Below are 25,166 nucleotides of genomic sequence, written 5' to 3'. Positions count from 1 at the left end.
TTTCAAGACAAGCGTTTAGCAAAGAGAAGATAGCTAATTGCTTACCAAACCAGAGTTTTTCATTAATTAGTAGGCAACAGAATTACTGTAGCTACACAATCCACAGTACTAACTATGCCCTATGTCTGCTTATTCGATTGATACTGCCTTAGCGGAGTTAGAAAGCCTTATCAATAACTGTGAAAAGGCTGTAATGAAGTCTATAGAGGAAAAAAGCATGAAGTCAGATAAATCAGATAAATCAGTGTCAATTAACAGAATTAACAGACAATTGCAACACAATCCTATAGCGATTGTTGGGATGGCTTCTCTATTGCCTCAAGCCCGAAATCTGCGCGAATATTGGCAAAATATCGTAAATAAAATTGACTGTATTACTGATGTTCCTTCCACGCACTGGAGTGTGGAAGATTATTACGATCCCAATCCCAGAACTACTGAAGATAAAACCTACTGTAAAAGAGGCGGGTTTCTTCCTGAGGTAGATTTTAACCCGATGGAATTCGGCATACCACCTAGCATTTTGGAAGTCACAGATGTATCGCAACTACTAAGTTTAGTAGTTGCAAAAGAGGCAATGGAAGATGCAGGTTATGGCGAAAAACGTGAGTTTAACCGCGAGATGGTTGGGGTAATCTTAGGCGTGGCTATGGCCAAGCAATTAGGAATGCCACTTTCTGCGAGATTGGAATATCCGATTTGGGAAAAAGTTCTCAAAAGCAGTGGTTTATCTGACGAAGATACCCAAAAAATCGTTGATAAAATCAAAAGTGCTTATGTGAAATGGGATGAGAACGCTTTCCCTGGAATGTTAGCTAACGTAGTCGCGGGGAGAATTGCCAATCGCCTAAATTTTGGCGGGATGAATTGTGTTGTTGATGCGGCTTGCGCTAGTTCCTTCGGTGCTTTGAAAATGGCAATTAGTGAGCTAGTTGAACATCGTTCGGATATGATGCTGACTGGTGGTGTTGATACCGATAACACCATCATGGCTTACATATCTTTCAGCAAAACACCGGCGGTTACTCCTAGTGAAAATGTCAAACCTTTTGATGCTAAATCTGATGGGATGATGCTGGGTGAAGGTATTGGGATGATTGTCCTCAAACGGTTAGAAGATGCTGAACGGGACAACGATAAAATCTATGCCGTAATTAAAGGTATTGGTACTTCCAGCGATGGGCGTTACAAGAGCATTTATGCTCCTCGCAAAGAAGGCCAAGTTAAAGCCTTAGAACGTGCTTATGAAGATGCCGGTTTCTCTCCCGCTACTGTTGGTTTGATGGAAGCACACGGCACTGGTACAATGGCTGGAGATCCGACAGAATTCGGTTCTTTAAAAGACTTTTTTGATGTTCATGATGACAAAAAGCAGCACATCGCTTTGGGTAGTGTAAAATCACAAATCGGACACACAAAAGCGGCGGCGGGTGCGGCGAGTTTGATTAAAACTGCTTTGGCTTTACATCACAAAGTATTACCGCCGACAATTAATATTACTGAACCGAATCCTAAACTCAATATCAAAAATTCGGCGTTTTATTTGAATACCGAAACTAGACCTTGGATTCGTCCAGAAGGGGAAGCACCTAGACGCGCTGGGGTGAGTTCTTTCGGCTTTGGTGGAACTAATTATCACGTCGTTTTGGAAGAATATGAAGCTGACCAAAACACCGCTTACCGCTTACACACTGATGCTACTGAAATACTGTTATTTGCTCCGACAGTAGACCAATTGTTGAGCAAATCGGAAGATATTTTAGCTAAGTTGCGTTCACGAAGTGACTCCGCAGGAGTATCGCCTGAAAGTAAATTACACTACGCCCAATTAGTCAAGGAATGCAAATCACAACAAATTCCCCTCTCTGCTGCCAGATTTGGGTTTGTGGCTGAGAATCTCGAAGAAGCTTGCAAGTTGCTGCAAACTAGCATTGACTGGCTGAAACATAAGGGTACAGCAGCATCTTGGGAGCATCCCCAAGGGATTTATTACCGTTCCTCTGGTATGGAGTTGGGCGGAAAAGTTGTCTCTCTATTTTCTGGTCAAGGTTCGCAATACTTGGAGATGGGGCGCGAACTAGTAATGAATTTCCCTTTGATGCGCCGTCTGCATGGTTATATGGATAGCCTGTTAATTAAGGATAATTTGCAGCCGTTATCAGAAATCGTTTTCCCTCATCCTGTGTTTACAGAGACAGAAAAAAATGTCCAAATTGCTGCCTTACAACGCACAGAATACGCTCAACCAGCCATTGGGGTGTTGAGTGCAGGGATGTACAGCATATTGCAACAAGCTGGGTTTAAGTCAGATTTTGTGGCTGGTCATAGCTTTGGGGAACTCACAGCGCTATGGGCTGCGGGGGTTTTGAGTACCGAAGATTATTTGTTTTTGGTGAAGGCTAGGGGTCAAGCAATGGCGGCTCCCGAAGACCCGGATCATGATGCGGGTAGTATGCTGGCTGTGAAAGAGGATATCAGCAAAGTGGAAGCTGTGCTGAGACATTTTCCCCAAGTTGCGATCGCAAATCAAAATTCTCCCACTCAATTTGTCTTGGCTGGCCCCACCGCAGAAATCGTCAGAGTTAGAGAGGCTTTACACGAGAAAGGATATACAGCTGTATTGTTACCTGTTTCCGCAGCGTTCCATACACCGTTAATCGCCTTTGCTCAGAAATCATTTGCGATCGCCACCAAGTCTGTCAAGTTCCAAAGTCCAAAAATCCCTGTTTACAGCAATGTTACCAGTAAGCAGTATCCCAAGGAAGCGCAAAATATTCAAAAAATCCTGGAAACGCACCTTTCTAATTCAGTGCTGTTTAAACAGGAAATTGAAAATATCTATGCGGACGGTGGTACTTGCTTTGTGGAATTTGGGCCGAGGAGAATTTTGACCAACTTGGTAAAAGATATTCTTGGCGATCGCCCTCATATTACTGTATCTCTGAACCCCAGCACTCAAAAGAATAGCGATCGCTCTTTGAGAGAAGCAGTTGTCCAATTGCGAGTGATTGGTTTGGCTTTGAATAATCTCGATCCTTACCAACTTCCCCAAACTATACCGCCAATTGAGACGAAGAAGACATTAAATGTCCGTTTAAACGGGATAAACTACAGATCCGAAAAAACGAAAAATGCCTTCGCTCTAGCTTTGCAGGATGGGCATAAAGTCACATTACCCACCCCTGAATATGCTGATGCGGCTCCTTTGTTTAGCAGCCCAGGTATGACTCCAACTATCGCAGCGATCGAAACTAATGGACATAAAAAAACAACTGCGATCGCTACTAAAATCATCGCCCAACCAGAGCAACAAATGAATCCTGTGACCCTTTCACAACCAGCCCAGGAATCTAAGATGCAACCAACGCCAGAAAAACTGACAAATTATCAACAACTTTTAGAAAGTTTAGAATATCTCCTGACACAGTTCCAGGAAAATCAAGCCGATAATTTACAAGTTCACGGTACTTATCTCAACCATCAAATGGAATACGCCAGAGCGTTTTTCCAACTAATGCAGCAGCAGAATTCTTTGTTGAGTGAAAGTAAATCAACAGCCGAAACTGGCAAAATGAAGCTAGTTGTCATGGAAAGCTTAGAGCGGAGCATGATGCAGTTTCACTCCCAACAAGGTGAAACTTTACGCATCCATGAACAATATCTCCAAGAGCAGTTGGAATATACTAAAAACTTTTTCCAACTCATCCAGCAAGAATATTCTCAAATCATCTCTGGTGAGGGAGGAAGCAAACTAACAGAGATAAGCGAGTTTATTCCTTTCACCACAAAAGCACCAGTACCCGCCGCCACAAAGATAGTAGAAAGCCAACCTTTAGCTGTAACTGAGCCTGTTACAAAGATAGTAGCAAGCCAACCTTTGCCTGTAATTGAGCCTGTAGCTAAAAATGGCTTAAATGTTACTCAAGCACCTCTGCCGGCTGTTATAGAGCCTGTAGTTGAAACTCCTGTATCTGCGGAACAGACGCCATCAATCGCGTCTCTACTTCCGACTCCGCACTTCGCCACTGTTGAGCCACCTGCTCCAGTTGTAGAACCTCAAAGCGAGGTTGTAGTCAAAATTAGCTCACCTCCAGTCAACGAAGTTGTTGCATTTATCCCAGAACCAGCGCCTACAACTGCTACACCTGTATCTGGCGCAACCATCGATATTGTTGACTTGGATAAAAACCTGTTAGCCATCACCAGCGATAAGACGGGCTACCCAGTCGAGATGTTGGAAATGGACATGGATATGGAGGCTGATTTAGGGATTGACTCGATCAAACGGGTAGAAATTTTAGGGGCGCTACAGGAAATGTACCCCAACTTACCCAAGCCTAATTTAGAAGAACTTGCAGAAAAACGCACCATCGGTCAAGTTGTCGAGTATCTGCAATCTCACACTTCCAAAAGTATTACTGTAGAAATTGCAGTTCACGAAGTACAACAGGGGACTGAGATTTCAGTAGAGGCTGTACCTGTAGTTGAGGTAGTAACTGCACCTGAACCAAGCCTAGTTGTTGCATTCACCCCAGAACCAGAACCAGAAGCCGCTATAAGTGATGAATTTGCAGACTTAGGTGAAACCCTGTTAGCCATCACCAGCGATAAAACCGGCTACCCAGTGGAGATGCTGGAACTGGAAATGGACATGGAAGCCGACTTAGGGATTGACTCGATCAAACGGGTAGAAATTTTAGGGGCGATGCAAGAAATGTACCCCAACTTACCCAAGCCAAATATCGAAGAACTCGGAGAACTCCGCACCATCGGTCAAATTGTTGATTACCTACAGCAGTTAGCTGGAGGTGAAAAAAAAAAGTCTGAGCCTGAGTTTGTCCAACAACCACCGGAATTAGAGCATAATATCGAGCGCCATCCGGTCAAACTCAGAAGCTTACCACAACCCGATTATTTGGATTTTAAGTTACCAGAGGGACACATCGGTTTAATTACCGATGATGGTTCCCTCACCACTTATAAATTAACTGAATCCTTAATTGAGAAAGGCTGGAAAGTAGTAGTTATCAGCTTTCCCCAATCGCTCATCGCCCAACAAGCGCCCTTACCCACAGGAGTAACCCGCGTCACCTTAGCAAACTTGAGTGAAGAACATCTTCAACAACAATTAGAAGCGATCGCATCTCACTGTGGAGCGATCGGGGCTTTCATCCATCTACATCCGATATTTGTCGCAAATAACACCGGAACAATCCCTTATAACGAAGCAGAAAAGGCGATCGTCAAGCACGTATTTTTGATGGCGAAACACCTGAAACCCTCCCTCAACGAAGCCGCAAAGCATGGACGTAGTTGTTTCTGCACAGTTGCTCACCTTGATGGAGCCTTCGGTTTAGAGTATAAAGTGAACTTTGGGGCGATCGCTGCTGGTTTATTTGGATTGAGCAAGACTCTGAGATGGGAATGGCCAAAGGTGTTTACCCGTGCGATCGATTTAAGTCCTAGACTTGATGCCAAGCAGTCGGTACAGAACATCATAGCGGAAATTCACGATCCTAATCTTTATATTAGTGAGGTTGGGTATGGTTCACAGGGACGAGTCACCATTGTAGCTGATTAGTTAATCCCTCTATCTCTTCTCTCTGCGCCTCTGCGTGAAATGTAAGGGTTTGATTTTAAACGCAAAGGGGCGCAGAGTAAAGCGCAGAGGAACGCAAAGTTTGTTTGAGTCGATTCGCTATGAACTGAGGCAAAGTTCTACTAAGCTTTTCAAAGGAACCGGAGAGGAGAGAGAGGAAGAGATAGGGAAGAATTTGTAACCAGCTTTCTAGAGCATCTTTTAATTACGAATTACGAATTACGAATTACGAATTACGAATTTATATCAGAGGATTTATGATACAAACAGCCCCATCATCAGTTTTTGTTGTGAGCGGCGGTGCAAAAGGGATTACGGCTGAGTGTACTATCAGGTTAGCCCAACAGGAACCCGGTAAATTCATCCTCCTTGGTCGCTCTCAATTATTAGAAAATGAGCCAGATTTTGCTCAAAATTCTGATGACTCTGCATTGAAAAAATCCATCATGGAAAATCTTCTTTCGCAAGGGGAGAAGCCCACACCCATGAATGTCCAAAAAATATATAACAAAATTACCTCCAGTCGGGAAATTAAAAAGACTTTAGCCGCAATTGAAAAAACTGGAGCTAAAGCCGAATATATCAGCGTTGATGTTACAGATATGCAAGCTTTACAAGAAAAACTTGCAAATGCTGTACAACATTTCGGCCCAATTACTGGAATTATTCACGGCGCTGGGAACTTAGCGGATAAGTTAATTGAAAAGAAAACAGAACAAGATTTTGAAAAAGTTTACACGGCTAAAGTTCATGGATTAGAAAATCTACTAAATTGCGTTAATCCGAATCAACTTAAACATTTAGTTTTGTTTTCTTCAGTCACCGGCTTTTACGGAAATCCTGGACAATCTGATTATGCGATCGCAAATGAAATTCTGAACAAATCAGCCCATATTTTCAAGCAACAATATCCCTCATGTCATGTAGTCGCTATCAATTGGGGCGCTTGGGATAGTGGGATGGTGACAGCCGAATTAAAGAAGATTTTTCAAGAGCGAAAAATTGACATAATTCCTATTGCAGTTGGGGCGCAAATGCTGGTTAAAGAAATGGGTAACGCCAATCATGCAACGGCACAAGTTGTTATTGGTAGTCCACTCGTTCCAATGGCGGTGGAGTTAGATTCAGAATTACGAACTTATCGCATTCGTCGCCAAATGACATTGGAGGCTAACCCATTTTTGCACGATCATACTATTGCTGGTTCTCCAGTTTTACCGGCAACTTGTGCAATGACCTGGATTATCAACGCCTGTGAACAATTATATCCTGGTTATCGATTGTTTTATTACCAAGATTTCAAAGTTCTCAAGGGGATTACTTTTAATGAAACCTTGGCGAATGAACATATTTTAGAAGTAGAAGAAATTTCCAAAATTAACCTTGAAAGCATCGAACTTAAAGCAAAAATCTGGAGTAAAAATGCTGAAGGTAAAACCCATTATCATTTTAGCGCTCAACTCCATCTCCAGCGAGAAATCCCAGATGCACCCATCTATGAATCTCTCAATCTCGAACCAGATAATATCATCACAGCTACCGGCAAAGCTTTTTACCAAAATGGTGAGGCGACATTATTTCACGGCCCCGGTTTTCAAGAAATTAAGAGAGTTTTAAACATCAGTCCTGAAAAAATCACAACAGAATGTCTGTGGCCAGAACTCACTGCACAGCAACAAGGACAATTCCCCGTCCAATGGGTGAATCCTTACACAACTGACTTGAGTATGCACGCTTTATGGGTTTGGACACAACACTTTCACCAAGAAGGTTGTTTACCGGGAAAAGTCGAAAGATTTGAACAGTTTGCGATGGTACCACATAACGAAACATTTTACGTTTCTTGTGAAGTAAAATCTAAAACACCGAGTAGTGCGATCGCAAATTTCATCATACACGATCGCCAAGGAAAAATATACTCACGAATGCTTAACGCACACGCCATCATTTGGTCAATGAAATTGCTCAGAAGCTAGTGAGGAATTGAGGGGTGAAATTTAAACGCAAAGGTTCGCAGAGGGAAACGCAAAGGAACGCAGAGAGTTCGCTGCGAATTAATGAAATGTTGTAGTAGCAATCTTAAGGTTACTATAAGTTGCATCTTTGAAGTTTGGGGAACGGCGTAAATCCTGCCTTGTAATTATCTCTTGCTAAATACCCAAACTCGGAGCATATCAACAGTGGAAAAAATAGCCATCATCGGATTATCATGCCTATTCCCCGATGCGAAAAATCCTGAAGAATACTGGCAGAATATTGTTAATCAAAAAGATTCGACATCCTCTGCAACTGTCGAAGAAATCGGAGTAGACCCAACAATCTTTCACAATCCAGTTAAAGGTACACCAGACAAAACCTATTCCCTTAAAGGTGGGTACATTCGCAACTTCCAATTTAATCCATCTGAATACAATCTACCATCAGAGGTTGTTGATAGTTTAGATAACACTTTCAAATGGTCATTGTATGCGGCTAAACAAGCAATTGTACACAGTGGTTATTGGGGTAATCAAACTGTTCTCTCAAAATGTGGCGTAATTTTAGGTAATTTGTCATTCCCAACCAAATTATCTAACCAGTTATTCTCTCCAATTTACCAGCAAACTATTAACCCTGCTGTCAGAGAACTTTTGCAGTATGAAGATTTTGATTTAGCTGTCCCAACTGCAACTAAAGCGTCTTTTCACAATGCCCTAATATCTGGCTTACCAGCATCTATAATTGCTCAAGCTTTCTCACTCTCACAGATTAATTTATGTCTCGATGCTGCTTGTTCGTCATCATTTTATGCCATTAAATTAGCATCTCATTATTTATGGTCACACAAAGCTGATGTGATGTTAGCTGGAGCCATCAGTTGTGCAGATTCCCTTTTCGTGCGGATGTTATTTTCCGGTGTTCAAGGGTATGCAGAAAACGGCATCAGTCGCCCCTTAGATAAATCCTCTAGAGGGCTAATTCCCGCCGATGGTGTGGGGATGGTAATGTTAAAAAGATATTCTGATGCTGTTAGAGATGGCGATAATATTCTCGCTACTATTTGCGGTAATGGGCTTTCAAATGATGGCAAGGGTAAGCATTTACTCAGCCCGAATCCGAAAGGACAAGTTTTAGCTTTTGAACGAGCTTACAATGAGGCAAACTTTAGCCCCAAAACCATCGATTATTTAGAGTGTCACGCTACCGGCACATTACTCGGAGATACAACAGAATTTAACTCCATAGAAACATTCTTTGGTCAAAATCAAGCTGCGCCTCTGGTGGGTTCTGCGAAAGCAAATACTGGTCACTTGTTAACTGCTGCTGGCATGGTTGGCTTAACTAAGGTGATTTTGAGTATGTCGCATGGTCTAATTCCACCAACCATGAATGTTTCGGAACCTTTAACATCAGAGAAAAGTACAATTTCTGCCGACAAAATCGTTAGAACAGCGACAGCATGGCCTAATAATAACGCATCAATTAAACGGGCTGCTATTAGCGCTTTTGGATTTGGCGGTACTAATTCTCATCTGATTTTAGAACAAGGAAATACAACACAATCAGTTGAATCAACTCCACCTGTTCCACCTGTCAAAATTGCGATTGTGGGCATGGATGCCTTTTTTGGTAACTGCAATGGTTTAGATGCTTTTGAACGCAGTATTTATGATGGGACACAACATTTTACTTCTCTACCGCCTCAAAGATGGCATGGGATAGAAAATCAAGAAAGCTTACTTAAAGAGTACGGTTTAACCGATGGGAAAGCGCCAATTGGGGCATATATCAAAGATTTTGAAATCGATACTTTATCGTGCAAAATCCCACCCAATGAAATAGATAAGTTAAACCCGCAACAATTGTTACTCTTGAAAGTTAGCGATCGCGCCGTGAAAGATGCGAAACTACAAGAGGGTGGCAATGTCGCTGTGATTGTCGCTGCTGAGACAGAATTTTCAGTACATCAGCTACAACAAAGATGGGATTTATCTTGGCAAGTTAAGGACGGCTTACTCAATCAAGGAATTTCTTTACCTGCTGAACAACTGGGCCAATTGGAAACCATTGTTAAAGATAGCATTCACCAACCAGTAGAAATTGGCGAATATGTGAGTCACATCGCCAACATCATGGCCAGCCGGATTTCTGCTTTATGGAATTTCACTGGCCCTGCATTCACCGTCAGCGCTGGCGAAAATTCCGCCCTGAAAGCGTTGGAGGTTGCCCAAATGCTACTCGCTACGGGAGAAGTAGACGCGGTGGTTGTGGGTGCGGTAGATTTAGCAGGTGGTGTGGAAAATATCTTATTTCGCAACCAATTCGCAGCAATTAACACGGGTGTCAACACCTTGGGTTATGACCAACAAGCAAATGGCTGGACAGTTGGCGAAGGTGCGGGTGCTGTCGTCCTCAAACGTTACGAAGCTGCTAAACAAGATAATGAACGCATCTATGCAGTAATTGATGCTATGAGTTTCGCACAAAGTAATTCTACCTTGAGTGACGCTCTGGTAAAACCTGATGCTTCAGCTATCAGTGATGTCTGCAAACAAGCTTTCGAGATGGCTGAGATTCAACCTACAGAGGTTAATTATGTAGAAGTCTTTGGTAGTGGCGTTCCCCAGCAGGATGAGGCGGAAATCACAGGTTTATTGCAAGCTTATCCGCAAGTGGGCAATGGTTTGCACTGTGCATTGGGCAGCGTTAAAGCGAATATCGGCCACACTTATACAGCATCGGGAATTGCTAGCTTAATCAAAACGGCTCTGTGTCTTTATTATAGATATATTCCTGCCACTCCCAAATGGTCTGGTGTAAAAACACCGCAAGTATGGGAAGGTAGCCCCTTCTATGTGGCAATGGAATCAAGACCTTGGTTTGTCGATAAAGGCGCTACACGCAGAATAGCAGCAATTAATAGTATTGGTATAGATGGCAGTTACGCCCATTTAATTTTATCGGAGGAACCCAGCCAAGAGGAGCGCGACAACAGATATTTGCAACAAATGCCATTTCATCTGTTTCCTATCGCAGTTAGCGATCGCACCACTATTTCCGATCTTCTCAACAATCTCCAACATACCATAGAAGCGAGTTCTTCTTTATCAGCTACCGCTAGCCAAATATTCGCTACTTTTGAACAGCAATCTAATGCCAAATACGTCTTATCTATCACAGGACGTAACACCAAAGAACTATTCAAAGAAATTGAATCGGCTCGTAAAGGTGTAAATAATGCTTTTGAAAACGGCACAGATTGGCAAACACCAATCGGAAGTTATTTCACCGCCAAACCATTAGGTAAAACTGGAACAGTTGCTTACGTTTATCCCGCAGCAGTCAATTCTTATATTGGCATTGGTCGCAGTGTCTTCCGGTTATTTCCGAAAGTTTTTGAAGACTTAAAAAGTAACAATCTCTACAACCGGGCTGCCGATGTGGAAAAGTTGGTTTATCCCAGAAGTTTACCAAAATTGACAACCAGGCAACTAGAAACTCTCGAAAAACAATTATTAGATGATTCACTGGCAATGTTTGAAAGTGAAATTGCCTTTGCTAGATACATGACGGCAATTTTTAGAGATGATTTTCAAGTCAAACCACAATGCGTTTTTGGGTATAGCTTGGGTGAAACTAGCATGATGGTTGCCCAAGGAGTTTGGAGTGATTTTGAGGGTGGAAGTAATACCTTAAACTCATCACCTCTATTTGGTGATAAATTATCTGGCCCTAAAAATGCTGTCCGGGAATATTGGGGATTAACAGATGCACCAAACAACAATTTTTGGAATACCTATGTTCTCATGGCGACTCCATCCCAAGTTAGAGAATGCCTGAAATATGAGACTCGTGTTTATCTAACTCAAATTAACACACCAGAAGAAGTATTAATTGCTGGTGAAGATGCCGCCTGTAAGCGAGTGATTGCAACTTTAGGTTGTAATTCTTTCCCCGCTCCCTTCGATCATGTGATACATTGTGAAGCGATGCGATCGCAGTACGGGGAAATCAAGAAGGTAAATACCTTACCATCGCAAAATCTGCCCGGTATTGTTTTTTATTCAGCCGCCGATTATCAACCCATTGTACTTGAAAGTGGTGCGATTGCTCACAACATCGCCAAAGGATTGTGCCAAGAACTTGATTTTCCCCGATTAGTTAATCGTGTTTACGGTGATGGCGTGCGAATATTTTTAGAAGCGGGTGCTGGTAGCGTTTGTTCCCGATGGATTGATAAAATTCTTGGGAACAAAGAACATATTACAGTCTCTCTGAATCGTCGAGGGATGGATGACCATGCTTCAATGGTCAAAGCATTAGCAAAACTACTCAGTCATCAGGTGAACGTAGATTTATCACCACTGTATAGCAAAGCCCAAGAAACCGCTAATAAAACTAAAGCAACATTGAGAACAGTTACCTTGGGTGGAAAAGCAATTGCTGCTACAATTTTGAGCGACAAAAATCGCAAAATACTTAAAGATTTAGTTGGGGATATTAGGAGCGATCGCTTCAAAAAACAGCATCCAAATATACCTAACATCCAACAATCTGAAATCACAGATTATCTTAACACTTCCAACGACATAATCCCAAAAAATATCTTGCCATCCGCAACTCAACCAGAAGAAGTCAAACCGAAAAATATCATTGATAACGGTTTTGAAACGAAAGAACAATTACAATCTTCTGAATCAAGCCCAATCCAACAGCCAATTCCTCAAAAAATTAGTAGCATCATCAGCATGTTCGATTTAAATAAGACCCAGTATCAAAAGCTCAATGCTAATAATTCAAAAATAACTAAAGCCCACACAGCCTTCTTACAAGCTAGACAAGATTACAGTCAACAAATGAGCGAAATAATTCAATTGCAACTAGCTTGCGCCCAAAACTTGCTTAACGAAGAATCTTAATATCTTATACCAATTCTCTCTAAACTTTCTCTTCCTTTGCGACGGCAGTCGCTCATGCGGGAAACCCCCAAGAGCGCGCTGCCTCCCCTTCGCGTCCTTTGCGGTTCGTTTAATTATTACGTGCATCTTCCTAGAGAATTGGTATTACTTTCTTGCTCTGTGTCCTCTGCGCCTCTGCGGTTCGTTAAAAAAAATAAAACGTAGACTCCTTTAGAGAGTCTACATCTATCATCAATTGCTTGTAAACCGAGGGATAACTGCCGTGACAACCGTAGATACGGTACTAAGTAAACACGATAATGGCCTTAACTTCTCCACCTGGTCTTATAACAAAAACCAAGTTTGGAAAGGTTCATTAGAAACTGTATCTTTTGAACAACAAACCATCAAAAATAAATTGATGGTATTAGATAAACCCTGCTACATCGTGAAAATTGCCGGAAAAATCGGAGTTACAAATGAGGGATATTTATCCCCTGGTGATAATGGCACAACAGCACAAATAGAACTGCTAACATTTGCCGCACCAATCCGTATTCAACAATTTGGAGACCCGAATTTTCTCTCTTCTCATGGAGTAAAATATGCTTACGTCACCGGCGCAATGGCTGGCGGAATTGCTTCCGAAGAAATGGTCATTGCACTTGGAAAAGAGCAAATACTGAGTTCCTTTGGTGCAGGGGGTTTAACTCCAGACCGTTTAGAAACAGCCATAAATCGCATTCAAGAAGCTTTACCTCAAGGGCCTTATGCATTTAATTTAATTCATAGCCCTAACGAACCGGCAATTGAACGCCGCGCCGTAGATTTATATCTCAAATATCAAGTGAGAACAGTAGAAGCATCTGCATTTCTCGACTTGACACCCAACATAGTTTATTACCGTCTTGCTGGATTGGGTTTAAATAACGCCAATCAAATTGAAATCAAAAATAAAGTCATCGCCAAAATTTCTCGCCGAGAAGTTGCGACAAAATTTCTGCAACCAGCACCCGCTAGAATTGTCAAAGAACTTCTTGAACAAGGATTAATTACCGAATTACAAGCAACTCTTGCAGCCCAAGTTCCGATGGCTGATGATATTACCGTCGAAGCTGATTCTGGGGGACATACAGATAACCGTCCCCTGGTTTGTTTATTACCTTCTATTATTGCCTTGCGGGATGAAATTCAAGCCCAATATCATTACAAAACACCGATTAGAATCGGCGTAGCAGGGGGAATTGGCACACCACAATCAGCATTAGCAGCCTTTATGATGGGTGCTGCTTATATAATGACTGGTTCAATTAATCAGTCATGCGTTGAATCTGGGGCTTGTGAACATACCAAAAAGTTATTATCCCAAGCCGAAATGGCTGATATGATAATGGCCCCAGCCGCTGATATGTTTGAAATGGGAGTCAAATTACAAGTTCTCAAACGGGGTACGATGTTTCCCATGCGAGCGCAAAAATTATTTGAACTCTATCGCAGCTATAACTCAATTGAAGACATTCCTCTAGCAGAAAGAGAAAAGTTAGAGAAACAAGTTTTTCGCAAAACTATTGCTGAAGTATGGGAAGGAACTGCGGCTTATTTGTCCCAAAAAAATCCTGAAAAACTTGGGAAAGCAGTCAATAATCCTAAACTGAAAATGGCCTTGATTTTCCGCTGGTATTTAGGATTATCTTCTCGGTGGTCTAGTTCTGGTGAAAAAGGTAGAGAAGTAGATTATCAAATTTGGTGTGGCCCCGCAATGGGCGGTTTCAATGACTGGGTACGGGGTTCCTACCTGTCTGAACCAAATAATCGTCGGGTAGTTGATGTTGCTAATCAAATTATGACTGGTGCAGCCTTTTTGTATCGTGTCCAAAATTTGAAAATTCAAGGGCTGCAAGCTTCCGATTATTACAGTCAGTATCATCCTGTTCCTTCTACATTAACGGAGATTTAAACATGTCTATAAAACAGTCTTTTACAGCAGCCGATATTCAAACATTTTTGGTGTCTAACTTAGCTAAATTGCTAAAAGTACCAACTGATGAAATAGATGTCAAAGAACATTTAGAAAACTATGGTTTGGATTCAGCCCAAGCAATGATTCTAGTAAGTAATTTAGAAAAATTGCTCGGATTTCAACCATCTCCTTTGCTGCTGTGGCATTACCCAAATATTGAAGCTCTTTCACAGCGTTTAGCTGAAGAAGTGGAAGATGGTCCACCAGTTCAAGATACAAAGGCAGCATCCTCTAATACAAACACTGCACCCTCAATTCTAGATTTAAGTGCTGAGGCTGTTCTTGACCCCACTATCCATCCTGGTGCGGCATCTAATGTGCTTGTGGGTGAACCTAAAAACATCTTTTTAACTGGAGGAACCGGCTTTTTAGGAGCTTTTATCATCCGGGAATTGCTACAAGAAACTAAGGCGGATATCTATTGCTTAGTGCGTGCTGCTAATGCCGAAGAAGGCAAAAGCAAACTCCAAAAAAATCTGCACCAGTATGCAATTTGGCAGGAAGAATTTAATTCCAGAATTATTCCTATTATCGGCGATTTATCTCAGCCATTGTTAGGCGTTGGTTCGGAACAGTTTCAAAGTTTAGCTGCCAATATTGATACTATATATCATAGTGGTGCTTTGTTGAATTATGTTTTTCCATACTCAGCACTGAAGGCAGCCAATGTTTTAGGAACTCAAGAAGTTTTGAGGCTGGCATGTCAAATTAAAGTCAAGCCTGTACATTACGTTTCTAGTGTTGCTGTTTTTGAATCCACAGCTTATGCTGGTAAGGTTGTTAAAGAGCAGGATGAATTCAATCATTGGGAAGGTATTTATCTTGGTTACTCACAAACTAAATGGGTAGCCGAAAAGTTAGTCAAAATTGCTCGTGACCGTGGACTTCCTGTAACTATCCATAGACCACCACTGATTTCAGGTGATAGCAAAACAGGCATTTGTAACACACATGACTTTATCAATTTGATGACCAAAGGCTGTCTACAAATGGGAAGTTTCCCTGATGTAGATTATATGTTAGATATGTCTCCTGTGGATTATGTAAGTAAAGCGATCGTTTATCTATCACGACAAAAAGAATCCATAGGTAAAGCTTTCAATTTACAACATCCCCAACCTGTTTCTTTGAAAACGTTAGTTGAGTGGATACGTTCTTTTGGTTATTCAGTTGATATGATTCCCTACGAAAAATGGCAATCGGAGTTAATCGATAATGTGTCTTCAGTAGAGAATCCTTTATATACTCTACGACCATTTTTGCTAGAACGCTGGTCTGATGAACAACTGACTATTCCTGATTTGTACTTACAAGCTAGAAGACCCCACATTAGCTGTCAAGATACTCTCAATGCACTAGTAGGTAGTTCTATTGTTTGTCCTCCAATTGACTCTCAATTGTTTATGACTTACACCGCTTACTTGATTCAAACCGGTTTCTTAAATATCGCTTAATAATTCCGAAATTGCGTAGGATGTGTTAGTAAAGTAACGCACCATTCAGGATAATTCCGGTGCGTTACCGAAGCCGTAACACATCCTACAAAATAATTTGATTTAGTCCATTTTTTAAAACTCAGTACTACTGAATATCCAATATTTCAGATGCCAGCAACAACTCATACATCAACAGTGGCAATATAATTGCCCTGTTTTTTTATGCTCAATAATGTAAATTTTTAGGATTCACCCCTTGACAGAAGTAATTGAGGATAGAATGTTAGTGTCGGGCATAAAAGTTTGATTTTACCTGCTTGCTTTTGTGGGTAATCAAAAGCCAGCGCTAGTAGTTTAAAATAACCCAACTTCATTAATGCCTAACTTCTTCGATGTATAAATCCTAAATTTACGTTTGGATTGCTACATCTATTCAACGCATTACACAAGCAATTGAAAGGGTAATAACTCAAGACATTTATTGTCAATTACGATATTACGCGTACTTAATTGTAGAGCAAGAACCACTCTAAATGCAACGCAGCTTCATCAAGTTGAATTCACCAACATTATTACATGAACACAACACATCAAATTCAGGGCAAACAAACTGCTCTTATTACTGGGGCAGCTGCTGGAATTGGCTACGAATTAGCATGTATTTTTGCTGCTCATGATTACCACCTGGTCTTAGTAGACAGAAACGGGTTAAAATTAGTAGAAATTGCAGCTAAATTCCAAGAAAAATTTGGAAATCTTGTCAAAACTATTGTCAAGGATTTATCCATATCAACCGCTCCTGAAGAAATTTTTGCAGAGTTGCAACTTGCTAATATTCAGGTTGATGTGCTGGTAAATAATGCTGGATTTGGCATCTATGGATTATTTCACGAAACAGACCTAGCTACTGAACTAGAAATGCTACAGGTAAATTTGGTGTGTCTCACTCATTTAACTAAGCTATTTGTGAAACACATGGTAAAGCAAGGTGAAGGGAAAATATTAAACGTTGCCTCAGCTGCTGCTTTTCAACCAGGGCCGTTGATGGCGGTTTATTTTGCTACCAAAGCTTATATCTTATCTTTTTCAGAAGCGATCGCTAATGAATTAGAAGGTACAGGTGTCACTGTGACAGTTCTTTGCCCAGGCTCAACCGCATCTGCCTTTCATGAAAGAACCGGAATGGCTGACTCTAAGTTGCTCAAGGGCAAGAAAATGATGGATGCAAAAACAGTAGCCGAAATTGGTTTTCGCGCCTTAATGAAGGGCAAAACCATTGTCATTCCAGGTTTTATGAATAAACTACTGGCAAAATGCGTCAGATTTGTACCCAGAAACCTGGTGACAAAAATTGTGAGAAATATGCAGGAAGATAAGTAAGCTGTTCTTGAGCAGGGGAGCAGGGGAGCAGGGGAGCAGGGGGAGCAGGGGGAGCAGGGGAGCAGGGGGAGCAGGGGGAGCAGGGGGAGCAGGGGAAGAAATAATAATTAATGACTAATGACTAATACTGCCAACATTTTAAGTTCCAGGCAAAATTCTCTACAGCAACAGCTGCAACATAATTGTTAGCAGGTACTAGTTCAAAAAGACTCCAGTCTTCAGATATTTGTAATTTAGCTGGTTCTGTGGGAGTCAGCGATACTTCAACTTGCTCTAATTGGGATAGTCCATCTCCAGTTGCTTTTAAATAAGCTTCCTTACAAGTCCAGTAACGGAAAAATACTTCTTGCTGTTGGTTGGGAGATAGCGATCGCAACATCTCATATTCTCTCGGTAAAAAGAACCGTTTGGCAAGAGCTTCTAAATCAGACATCGGGCGAATATATTCTAGGTCTACACCAATTTGGCGGGTGCAATTCACCGCACACAAACCCAACCCTTGAGAATGAGACAAGTTAAACTCCAGTCCACTATCGGCAAATGTATCTGCTAATACTGGTTTGCCACGGTGTTGATAATTAAACTGCACTTGTAGCGGCTGGATACCCAAATAGCGACCTAATATAGTTCGCACAATACCACGACCAGCGATGAAACGCTGGCGATGTTCGTGAAAATAGAACCGTTCAGCACGAGTAATTTCGTCACTGGAAAGAGTTGCTGCTAAATTTTGCAGCTGTAGTTCTGGTTGGTCAAGTTCTATGCGCCAGACATGAATCTCATCCTGTAATAGAGTTAAATTTGTCGGTGCAGGTAGCCAAATATCATTAGAAGCGGTCATTGAGTCAAAAAGTCAAGGGAGTTGTACTTTAGCGCTACTATATTATGCGCCAGACCAATGCGATCGCCTGCCTACTTGTCACTTGTCCACTTTTTAACCAGTCGAGGATTTGTAGTCGGTTTTTACTACTTGCTTGTGTGACATATTTTTTTCCATTAGACATCTCCAGAAATTAAATATGCGTTATTCATAACCCTTGTAGAGACGCGAAATTGGACTTCGTGCCGCTACGAAGAAAGCGTCTCTACATTCTTTTTCGGAGATGTCTATTGAAGAAGCGAAAATTAATTGCTCTATCCACAAAGATTAGAGAAGGATTAAACTGGTCTTGGGTAAAATTCCTTACCGTGTAGGTTTGAGCCAATCCTGCAATTTTCAATTTAGATTCACAACTTTTTGGTTTCCAAAGCCACTTACCTCAGCTATGCAGTCACCAAATCCAACCTTAGTCACCCCTTCCCTACTAACGGCTTTAGAAGTGTGCAGTGAAGAATCGGTGTATGCTCCCGGTTATATTCAGCCGCATGGAATGTTGCTAATGCTGCAAGAGCCACACCTCACAATCTTGCAGATTAGTGAAAACTTGGAACAGTTTTTTGGAATTTCGGCAGAAGCATTACTGGGTCAACCTTTACAGAGGTTGTTTTCTGACGCTCAAGTGCAGCGACTTATTGGGTATCTAGCTCAAAACAACCTAGAGATTTGCAATCCGTTTAAGCTAAAAACGCGGCGGAAGGTTGCTCAGACTGATTGGCAATCGAAAAATGAGACATTCACAGGTGTAATGTACCGGATGCTAGATGGGTTGATTCTAGAACTAGAACCTCAACAATCCATCAAAAGCGCCTATTCAATTGAATTCTATCACAGCCTGCAAGGTGCGATCGCTAATCTTCGTAATGCTACTAACCTGACCTCTTTGGCTCAAACCCTTGCCAGAGAGGTGAAAGCAATGACTGGGTTTGATCGGGTGATGATTTACCGCTTTGAGGCAGACGATAGTGGTGTAGTGATTGCGGAGGAAAAACAGAGGCATCTAGAAAGTTATCTGGGACTGCACTATTTGGCAATAGACATTCCCGCGCCAGCCCGCCAGTTGTTTTACCGCAACCGGATGCGATTTATTCCCGATGTCAATTACACCCCTGTCTCCCTGATTCCCACCAACCATCCTCTGACGGATGCACCCCTTGATTTGAGTAATTCTCTGTTACGGGGAGTGTCTCCCTATCATATTGAATATTTACAGAATATGGGGGTTGCTGGGTCGATGACAATTTCGTTGCTCAACGACAAACGCCTCTGGGGATTAATTGCCTGTCACCACTACAGCCCAAAACTAGTGGATTATGAAACTCGCAAAGCCTGTGAATTTTTAGCACAGTTTGCCTCCATCGAACTGGTGCATCAGCAAGAACGAGAATTCCATATTTACCGAACGCAGGTAAAAGCGATTCAGAATGAACTGCAACATACGTTATTGCAGGATGCCAATTTGATTGAGCAAGTGTTGAGCCGACATACTCCTCAATTGCTGGATCTAGTTCATGCTCAAGGAGCCGCGATTTTGCTTGATGGTCATCTGACATTAGTTGGTCAAACACCATCGGCTACCCAGGTACTGGAGCTTGTAAAATGGTTGGTGCAACACAAGGGAGAACAAGTGTTTGCTACCGATTCCGTCTCCCGTTTATATCCAGAAGCGGAGGCATTTAAAGATCAAGCTAGCGGCATCCTGGCAATTTCAATTTTATTCAACCATGTAAAAAAAACGTCTTACCACATTATCTGGTTTCGGGCAGAGCAAATCCAGTCGGTGAATTGGGCGGGTAACCCCCAGGATGCGGTAACAATCAACGAAATTGGAGAAATGAAATTATGTCCCCGCAAGTCGTTTCAACTGTGGAAAGAAACCATGCAAGAAACTTCTTTGCCTTGGGAGGCTGCGGAACTGGAAGCCGCTACTGAGATGCGAAATACACTAATGTTGGTAGTGCTGGAGTTTTCCCAGACAGCCCTAGAACAAGCCGCAGAACAAGCCGCGATCGCTAACCGTGCCAAAAGTCAGTTCCTCGCTAAAATGAGCCACGAACTCAGGACTCCCCTGAATGCCATTTTGGGATTTACTCAGTTGATGAACCGTAGCGAAGCAATTCCATCTGAGTTTCAAGAGCATTTAGGCATCATCAGCCGCAGTGGAGAACACTTGCTAACCCTGATCAACGATGTGTTGGAAATGTCCAAAATTGAAGCGGGTAAGTTACAGCTAACAGAAAACAGTTTCGATTTGCATCAGCTAATCGACTCCATCACAGATATGCTTGCTCTCAAAGCTTTAGAGAAAGGAATTGATCTGATCACACACCAAGATAAGAGCGTTCCTCACTATGTCTATGGTGACGAATCAAAACTGCGGCAAATTCTCCTCAATCTATTAAGTAATGCAATTAAATTTACCACAACAGGCAGTGTCACCTTGCGATTAAAAGCTTTGCTTAACTCAGTTGATTCAATACAACGCAGTTCCTCTGATACCTCTGATTCCAAACCAATCATCACCCTGCATCTCGAACTCCAGGATACTGGATGTGGTATCGCTCAGTCTGATATGGAAACTGTGTTTGAAGCCTTCATACAAACAGAACGAGGTCGCCATGCTCAAGGTACAGGCTTAGGCTTATCGATTAGCCGTCAGTTTGCCCGTTTAATGGGTGGTGATATTACAGTGCAAAGCACCCTGGATCAAGAGTCAACCTTCACTTGTGAGGTTTTACTAAGTCTGGTAAACTCAGTGGATATCATCGCTTCTGAAACAACTCGCACTGTTATCGGTTTAGAAGCAAGACAGCCGACTTATCGGATTCTAGTGGTGGAAGACTTTAGAGAAAACCGTCAGCTGCTCGTTAGGCTCCTGGAATCAGTAGGGTTCGAGGTCTGTGCAGTTCAAAACGGGTATGAGGCGATCGCTCTGTGGGAAAAATGGCAGCCCCACCTGATTTTAATGGACATTCAAATGGCGGGAATTGATGGCTACGAAACTACTCGGCAAATTCGAGAGAGGGAAGTAGGTAAAGTAGGTAAAAACGTGGTGATTATAGCGCTGACAGCTTATGCCTTTGAGGAAGACTACGCCAACAGCATTCAGGCAGGCTGTAACGACCACATCACCAAACCATTTCTACAAACTTTCTTATTAGATAAGATAGCGCACTACTTGGGAGTCTGCTACCGCTACCGCGAAGATGCTTTACCAAGGTTAGATCAGCAAACCTTAGTTCAGAAATCTCTAACTGCCAAAGATTTTCAGGTAATGTCGCCAGAGTGGATTATTCAGGTGCATCAAGCAGCTTTGGATCTTAACGATGCCAAACTCTACAATCTCATCGCTCAAATCCCCAACCAGGAGGGAGTTCTGGCCAATGCTCTAAAATATTTGGTAGATAACTTCCAGCTCGAAGCCATAGCGAAGCGCTGCTGCGAAGCGCAGATCCAACTCTAACCCAAACTGTGGCTAAAATATCATAAAACTTTCAAAAAGCCGTTGCTCTTTTTGGACAAAACGAACCACAGAGGCGCAGAGGACACAGAGCCTCAAGAGCTCCCCCTGCCTTCACCCATCATTTTTGGGTTGTTCGAGTACTAATAAAGCTGCTTTGACTCTTTCAAATTCAGCCTCTACATGATGTAGCCGCTCTGAAACATGGGTGATTTCAGAAAAAGCGATCGCTTCTATTTCTTGACAAAGAAGCACCAGCGTCGTTGCTCCTAAATATGCACTACTGGATTTCCAGCTATGGGCTAGGGACTTTAAAGTTGTGGCATCACCCTCAGTCAGAGCAACCCGAATTTGTTCCAAGATTTGTGAAGAATCTTTTAGATAGCAATCAATAATTTCTGTTAAAAATGTCTCATCTTCTCCTGCAATCTCGCGGATCTGTTGAATAGCTTGAGTATTAATGGCTGGCAAGTCTGCTAATGCAACATCTGAGCAGTTGCTGGACTTGAAATCAGAATTTCTAAAAACTACCGATACACATCGACTTAAAGCTTGAGCCAGCATCTCAATACGGATGGGTTTGCTGATATAATCGTCCATCCCAGCTGCTAGACATTCCTGGCGATCGCGCTCAAAAGCACGCGCTGTCACGGCAATAATTCGCGGACGAGAACCAACTGGATATTTTTGGCAGATCAACTGAGTTGTCTGTATTCCATCCATTTCAGGCATTTGAATATCCATGAATATCACGTCATAACATAAGTGCTGGATAATTTCTAGAACTTCTAATCCATTACTGACAACATCGGCTCGATATCCCAATCGTTTGAGCATCAATAAAGCTAGCTTTTGATTAACTGGATGATCTTCTGCCAGCAAAATTTTCAAGGGGAACTGTTGGGCGATCGCAGAGTTGAGTAAGATCAGCTCGGATGGCTGAGTACTTGTTTGGTTAGTATCCAACTGAACATTAGTGTCTGCCGTTACTAAGGGGAAACTAGCCAAGGCAACGATAGTAAAATAAAAAGTAGATCCCTTTTCTACCTGACTCTCTACCCACATATTTCCGCCCATCAATTCGCACAGTTGGCGACTGATAGCTAATCCTAAACCTGTGCCTCCATAGCACCGAGTAGTCGAAGAATCAACTTGACTAAAAGACCGAAACAATCGATCTAGTTTGTCTGCTGGCACACCAATCCCTGTATCTTTAACAGCAAACTCTAGCTGATAAGTAGCCTCACCATTTAATGCTGTAACGTTACTACATTCACCTACAATATGGGCTGTAACTGTAATTGTGATACTGCCATTTGGAGTAAATTTGATGGCATTACTCAATAAATTAACTAATATCTGACGTAAACGAGTAATATCTGCTATAATTATTCTGGGTACATTTACTGCTAAATTAAAGCTAATTTCTAATTTTTTAGCTGCGGCATTGATAGCGAGTAAGGCTATTGATTCTTTCAAGCAAGCTACTAGATCAAATGGTTCTGCTTCCAGTTTCATTTTGCCTGAGCCAATCTTAGAAAAATCCAAAATATTATTAATTAAAGATAATAAAAACTCTCCACTAGAGCGGATTGTCTCAACAGCATCTTGCTGATATTTATCCATATTTGTATCAAGCAATAGTTCCGTCATTCCAATCACCGCATTCATTGGTGTACGGATTTCATGACTCATATTGGCTAAAAACTCACTTTTAGCTTGAGTAGCTATTTCTGCTGCTGCTTTTGCCTCCTCTAATTGTTGATTTTGCTGAACTAGAAGTTGCTGTTGTTGTTGAATAAGTAATTGATTTTTAATTCTTGCTAGTACTTCTAACTCTTGAAATGGCTTAGTGATATAATCTTGCGCTCCCAACTCAAAGGCTCGTACTTTATCCTTGAGATGATCTATCGCACTGATAAAAATAATCGGAATATTACGTGTTGTTTCTATAAGTTTCAACTCCTGACAAACTTCATAGCCGTTCATTTCTGGCATATTAATATCGAGCATAATTAAATCCGGTGGCTCTCGCCCAGCAGCTTGTAATGCCATTCTGCCATTGAGCGATTTGCGAACGATATAACCCTGTAACTCTAGCATTTTGGCTAACAGACGTAGATTATCAGGGTTATCATCTACGAGTAAAATATTGGTTTGCGATGCAGGTTTTAGTAACGTAGCCATAGGAATTAGAATTAAAGCCGATTTAAGGTAGTGATTTACTCAAGATTTAAGAGCATCTGCACGGGTTGGTTATTGACAGGATAGATGGACAATAAGTTTGTCAAGTATGTCAGCATTAAATATTATTTATATTCAAATATCTTTATTTGTTTTGAAATATTTACATAACATATAAATTAAATCGCAACTTAAATGAAAGCCGATTTTTAATTATTAACAATAACTTCCAAAAATCCCAATACTTAAGTGATAACATTTCATCCTTATTTTTTCTATTGGGGCGATTTATCCTATTGGCCAATTATCTAAGTTATTTTGCTCTTGAATTAAAAGAATATTTTATAACTGGGCATTCAAAAATTAAGCTTGATGGAATAAATATTGGATTGCGAAATCTGGCTTCACCCTTTCCTAGCTTGAGTTGTAGGTTATGGCTACCCATCCATCGGACTGAATGGAAAATATAACACTTACTCTCAAGTTCTTTGAGAGGATTAAAAATCTCTTGCTCCCCTTGGCTTTTATTGAAGTCAACGGGAATATCTAGAACCATTACAGTCATAGAATTGTAGCTAACTTGAAGGACTCTTTAGTTAGTGTTCCCAAATACACACTCCAAACACCCAAAATCTCAACCCAAATCGAATTTACTACTGCTGGTTTGCTAGTGTCCCGTAGCCTGATCGTCTACGATAGTCCCAAGTGCCTATCGCTAATCTCCGTACTACTACCAAAATTACCGAGTTCCAGTAGCTGCGATCGCTTTTGCTGACTAATATTGTGATTTATTGCTGTTCAATAATTTTTAGCCAGAATTGTTAAATCTGAAACAAAAAACCCTTGCCAAAGCTTGGTAAAAACCTATTAGAACTACTTTTTTGTAGAGATAGGGAGGATGAATGATAATTAATTTTGAGTACCTTGCCTTATTTGTGCTGCTACTGACAGCGCTTGTATTAGCAATTAAGCAAATGAGCATTGCTTTGGATGAAGTAGATATTGAGCGGTTTACACTCTGGACAGGTGTTGCTTCTGTCATTGCTGGTTTACCAATAATATTGTGGTAACTTCTTAGTCAATGCCATCTTCTCTATTTTCCACCTTCAAACGATACGACTCCATCCGTAGCCTACTAGCAACTAGAATATTTTCTCGCCTATTAAGTAAGTGGGCGCAAATAATCATCACTGGCTCGTAGTTGCGCTTTAGCGAAGACAGCGCAACTACGAGCCAAATATAGAACCCATTTGACATCTTTTACTGTGTTGAAGTAAAGTGAGCGCAAAAGTTGTATAAAGTAGTAATGCCATACTCTAGCAGCCTCACAGA

Annotated in this window: 11 protein-coding genes; 8 read left to right on the top strand and 3 right to left on the bottom strand. The window is 41.5% G+C overall.

Annotated features, from left to right (window positions below; genetic code table 11):
• The first annotated feature begins 121 nt into the window (after positions 1-121).
• The 6 genes from V7K32_RS07315 (at position 122) to V7K32_RS07290 (ending at position 17,313) form a co-directional block, all read left to right on the top strand.
• Positions 122-5,581, top strand: coding sequence for a beta-ketoacyl synthase N-terminal-like domain-containing protein (locus tag V7K32_RS07315; protein ID WP_334991680.1), 5,460 nt, complete (start codon positions 122-124; stop codon positions 5,579-5,581).
• 275 nt (positions 5,582-5,856) lie between these two features.
• Complete coding sequence (locus V7K32_RS07310; RefSeq protein ID WP_334991678.1) at positions 5,857-7,575, top strand: SDR family NAD(P)-dependent oxidoreductase; 1,719 nt, start codon at positions 5,857-5,859, stop codon at positions 7,573-7,575.
• Positions 7,576-7,779: 204 nt separating this feature from the next.
• Positions 7,780-12,498, top strand: coding sequence for a PfaB family protein (locus V7K32_RS07305; RefSeq protein WP_334991676.1), 4,719 nt, complete (start codon positions 7,780-7,782; stop codon positions 12,496-12,498).
• 262 nt (positions 12,499-12,760) lie between these two features.
• On the top strand, positions 12,761-14,434 hold the full coding sequence (locus V7K32_RS07300; protein ID WP_334991674.1) for a PfaD family polyunsaturated fatty acid/polyketide biosynthesis protein: 1,674 nt from the start codon (positions 12,761-12,763) through the stop codon (positions 14,432-14,434).
• A gap of 2 nt (positions 14,435-14,436) precedes the next feature.
• A complete protein-coding gene (locus V7K32_RS07295; protein ID WP_334991672.1) occupies positions 14,437-15,951 on the top strand; it encodes a thioester reductase domain-containing protein in 1,515 nt (504 codons plus the stop codon).
• 558 nt (positions 15,952-16,509) lie between these two features.
• Complete coding sequence (locus V7K32_RS07290) at positions 16,510-17,313, top strand: SDR family NAD(P)-dependent oxidoreductase (protein ID WP_334991670.1); 804 nt, start codon at positions 16,510-16,512, stop codon at positions 17,311-17,313.
• A 121-nt stretch (positions 17,314-17,434) separates the two neighbouring features.
• On the opposite strand, the gene hetI is transcribed toward V7K32_RS07290, so the two are convergent.
• A complete protein-coding gene (gene hetI / locus V7K32_RS07285) occupies positions 17,435-18,154 on the bottom strand; it encodes a 4'-phosphopantetheinyl transferase HetI (protein ID WP_334991668.1) in 720 nt (239 codons plus the stop codon).
• 37 nt (positions 18,155-18,191) lie between these two features.
• Complete coding sequence (locus V7K32_RS07280) at positions 18,192-18,317, bottom strand: hypothetical protein (RefSeq protein ID WP_334991666.1); 126 nt, start codon at positions 18,315-18,317, stop codon at positions 18,192-18,194.
• A gap of 261 nt (positions 18,318-18,578) precedes the next feature.
• Between V7K32_RS07280 and V7K32_RS07275 the strand changes: the two genes are divergently transcribed.
• Positions 18,579-21,653, top strand: a complete 3,075-nt coding sequence (locus V7K32_RS07275; protein WP_334991664.1) for a response regulator — start codon at positions 18,579-18,581, stop codon at positions 21,651-21,653.
• A gap of 111 nt (positions 21,654-21,764) precedes the next feature.
• Here the strand turns inward: V7K32_RS07275 and V7K32_RS07270 are convergent, their stop codons facing one another.
• Positions 21,765-23,837 (bottom strand): response regulator, encoded by a 2,073-nt coding sequence (locus tag V7K32_RS07270; RefSeq protein WP_334991663.1) that lies wholly within the window; start codon positions 23,835-23,837, stop codon positions 21,765-21,767.
• Positions 23,838-24,736: 899 nt separating this feature from the next.
• Here V7K32_RS07270 and V7K32_RS07265 point away from each other — a divergent pair.
• Positions 24,737-24,904 (top strand): hypothetical protein, encoded by a 168-nt coding sequence (locus tag V7K32_RS07265; RefSeq protein ID WP_334991661.1) that lies wholly within the window; start codon positions 24,737-24,739, stop codon positions 24,902-24,904.
• Positions 24,905-25,166 lie beyond the last annotated feature (262 nt).

This window comes from Nostoc sp., assembly GCF_036917635.1.
GTDB lineage: Bacteria > Cyanobacteriota > Cyanobacteriia > Cyanobacteriales > Nostocaceae > Nostoc.
Note: the sequence above shows the minus strand (reverse complement) of the source record. Positions and strands in the feature narration are given on the sequence as shown.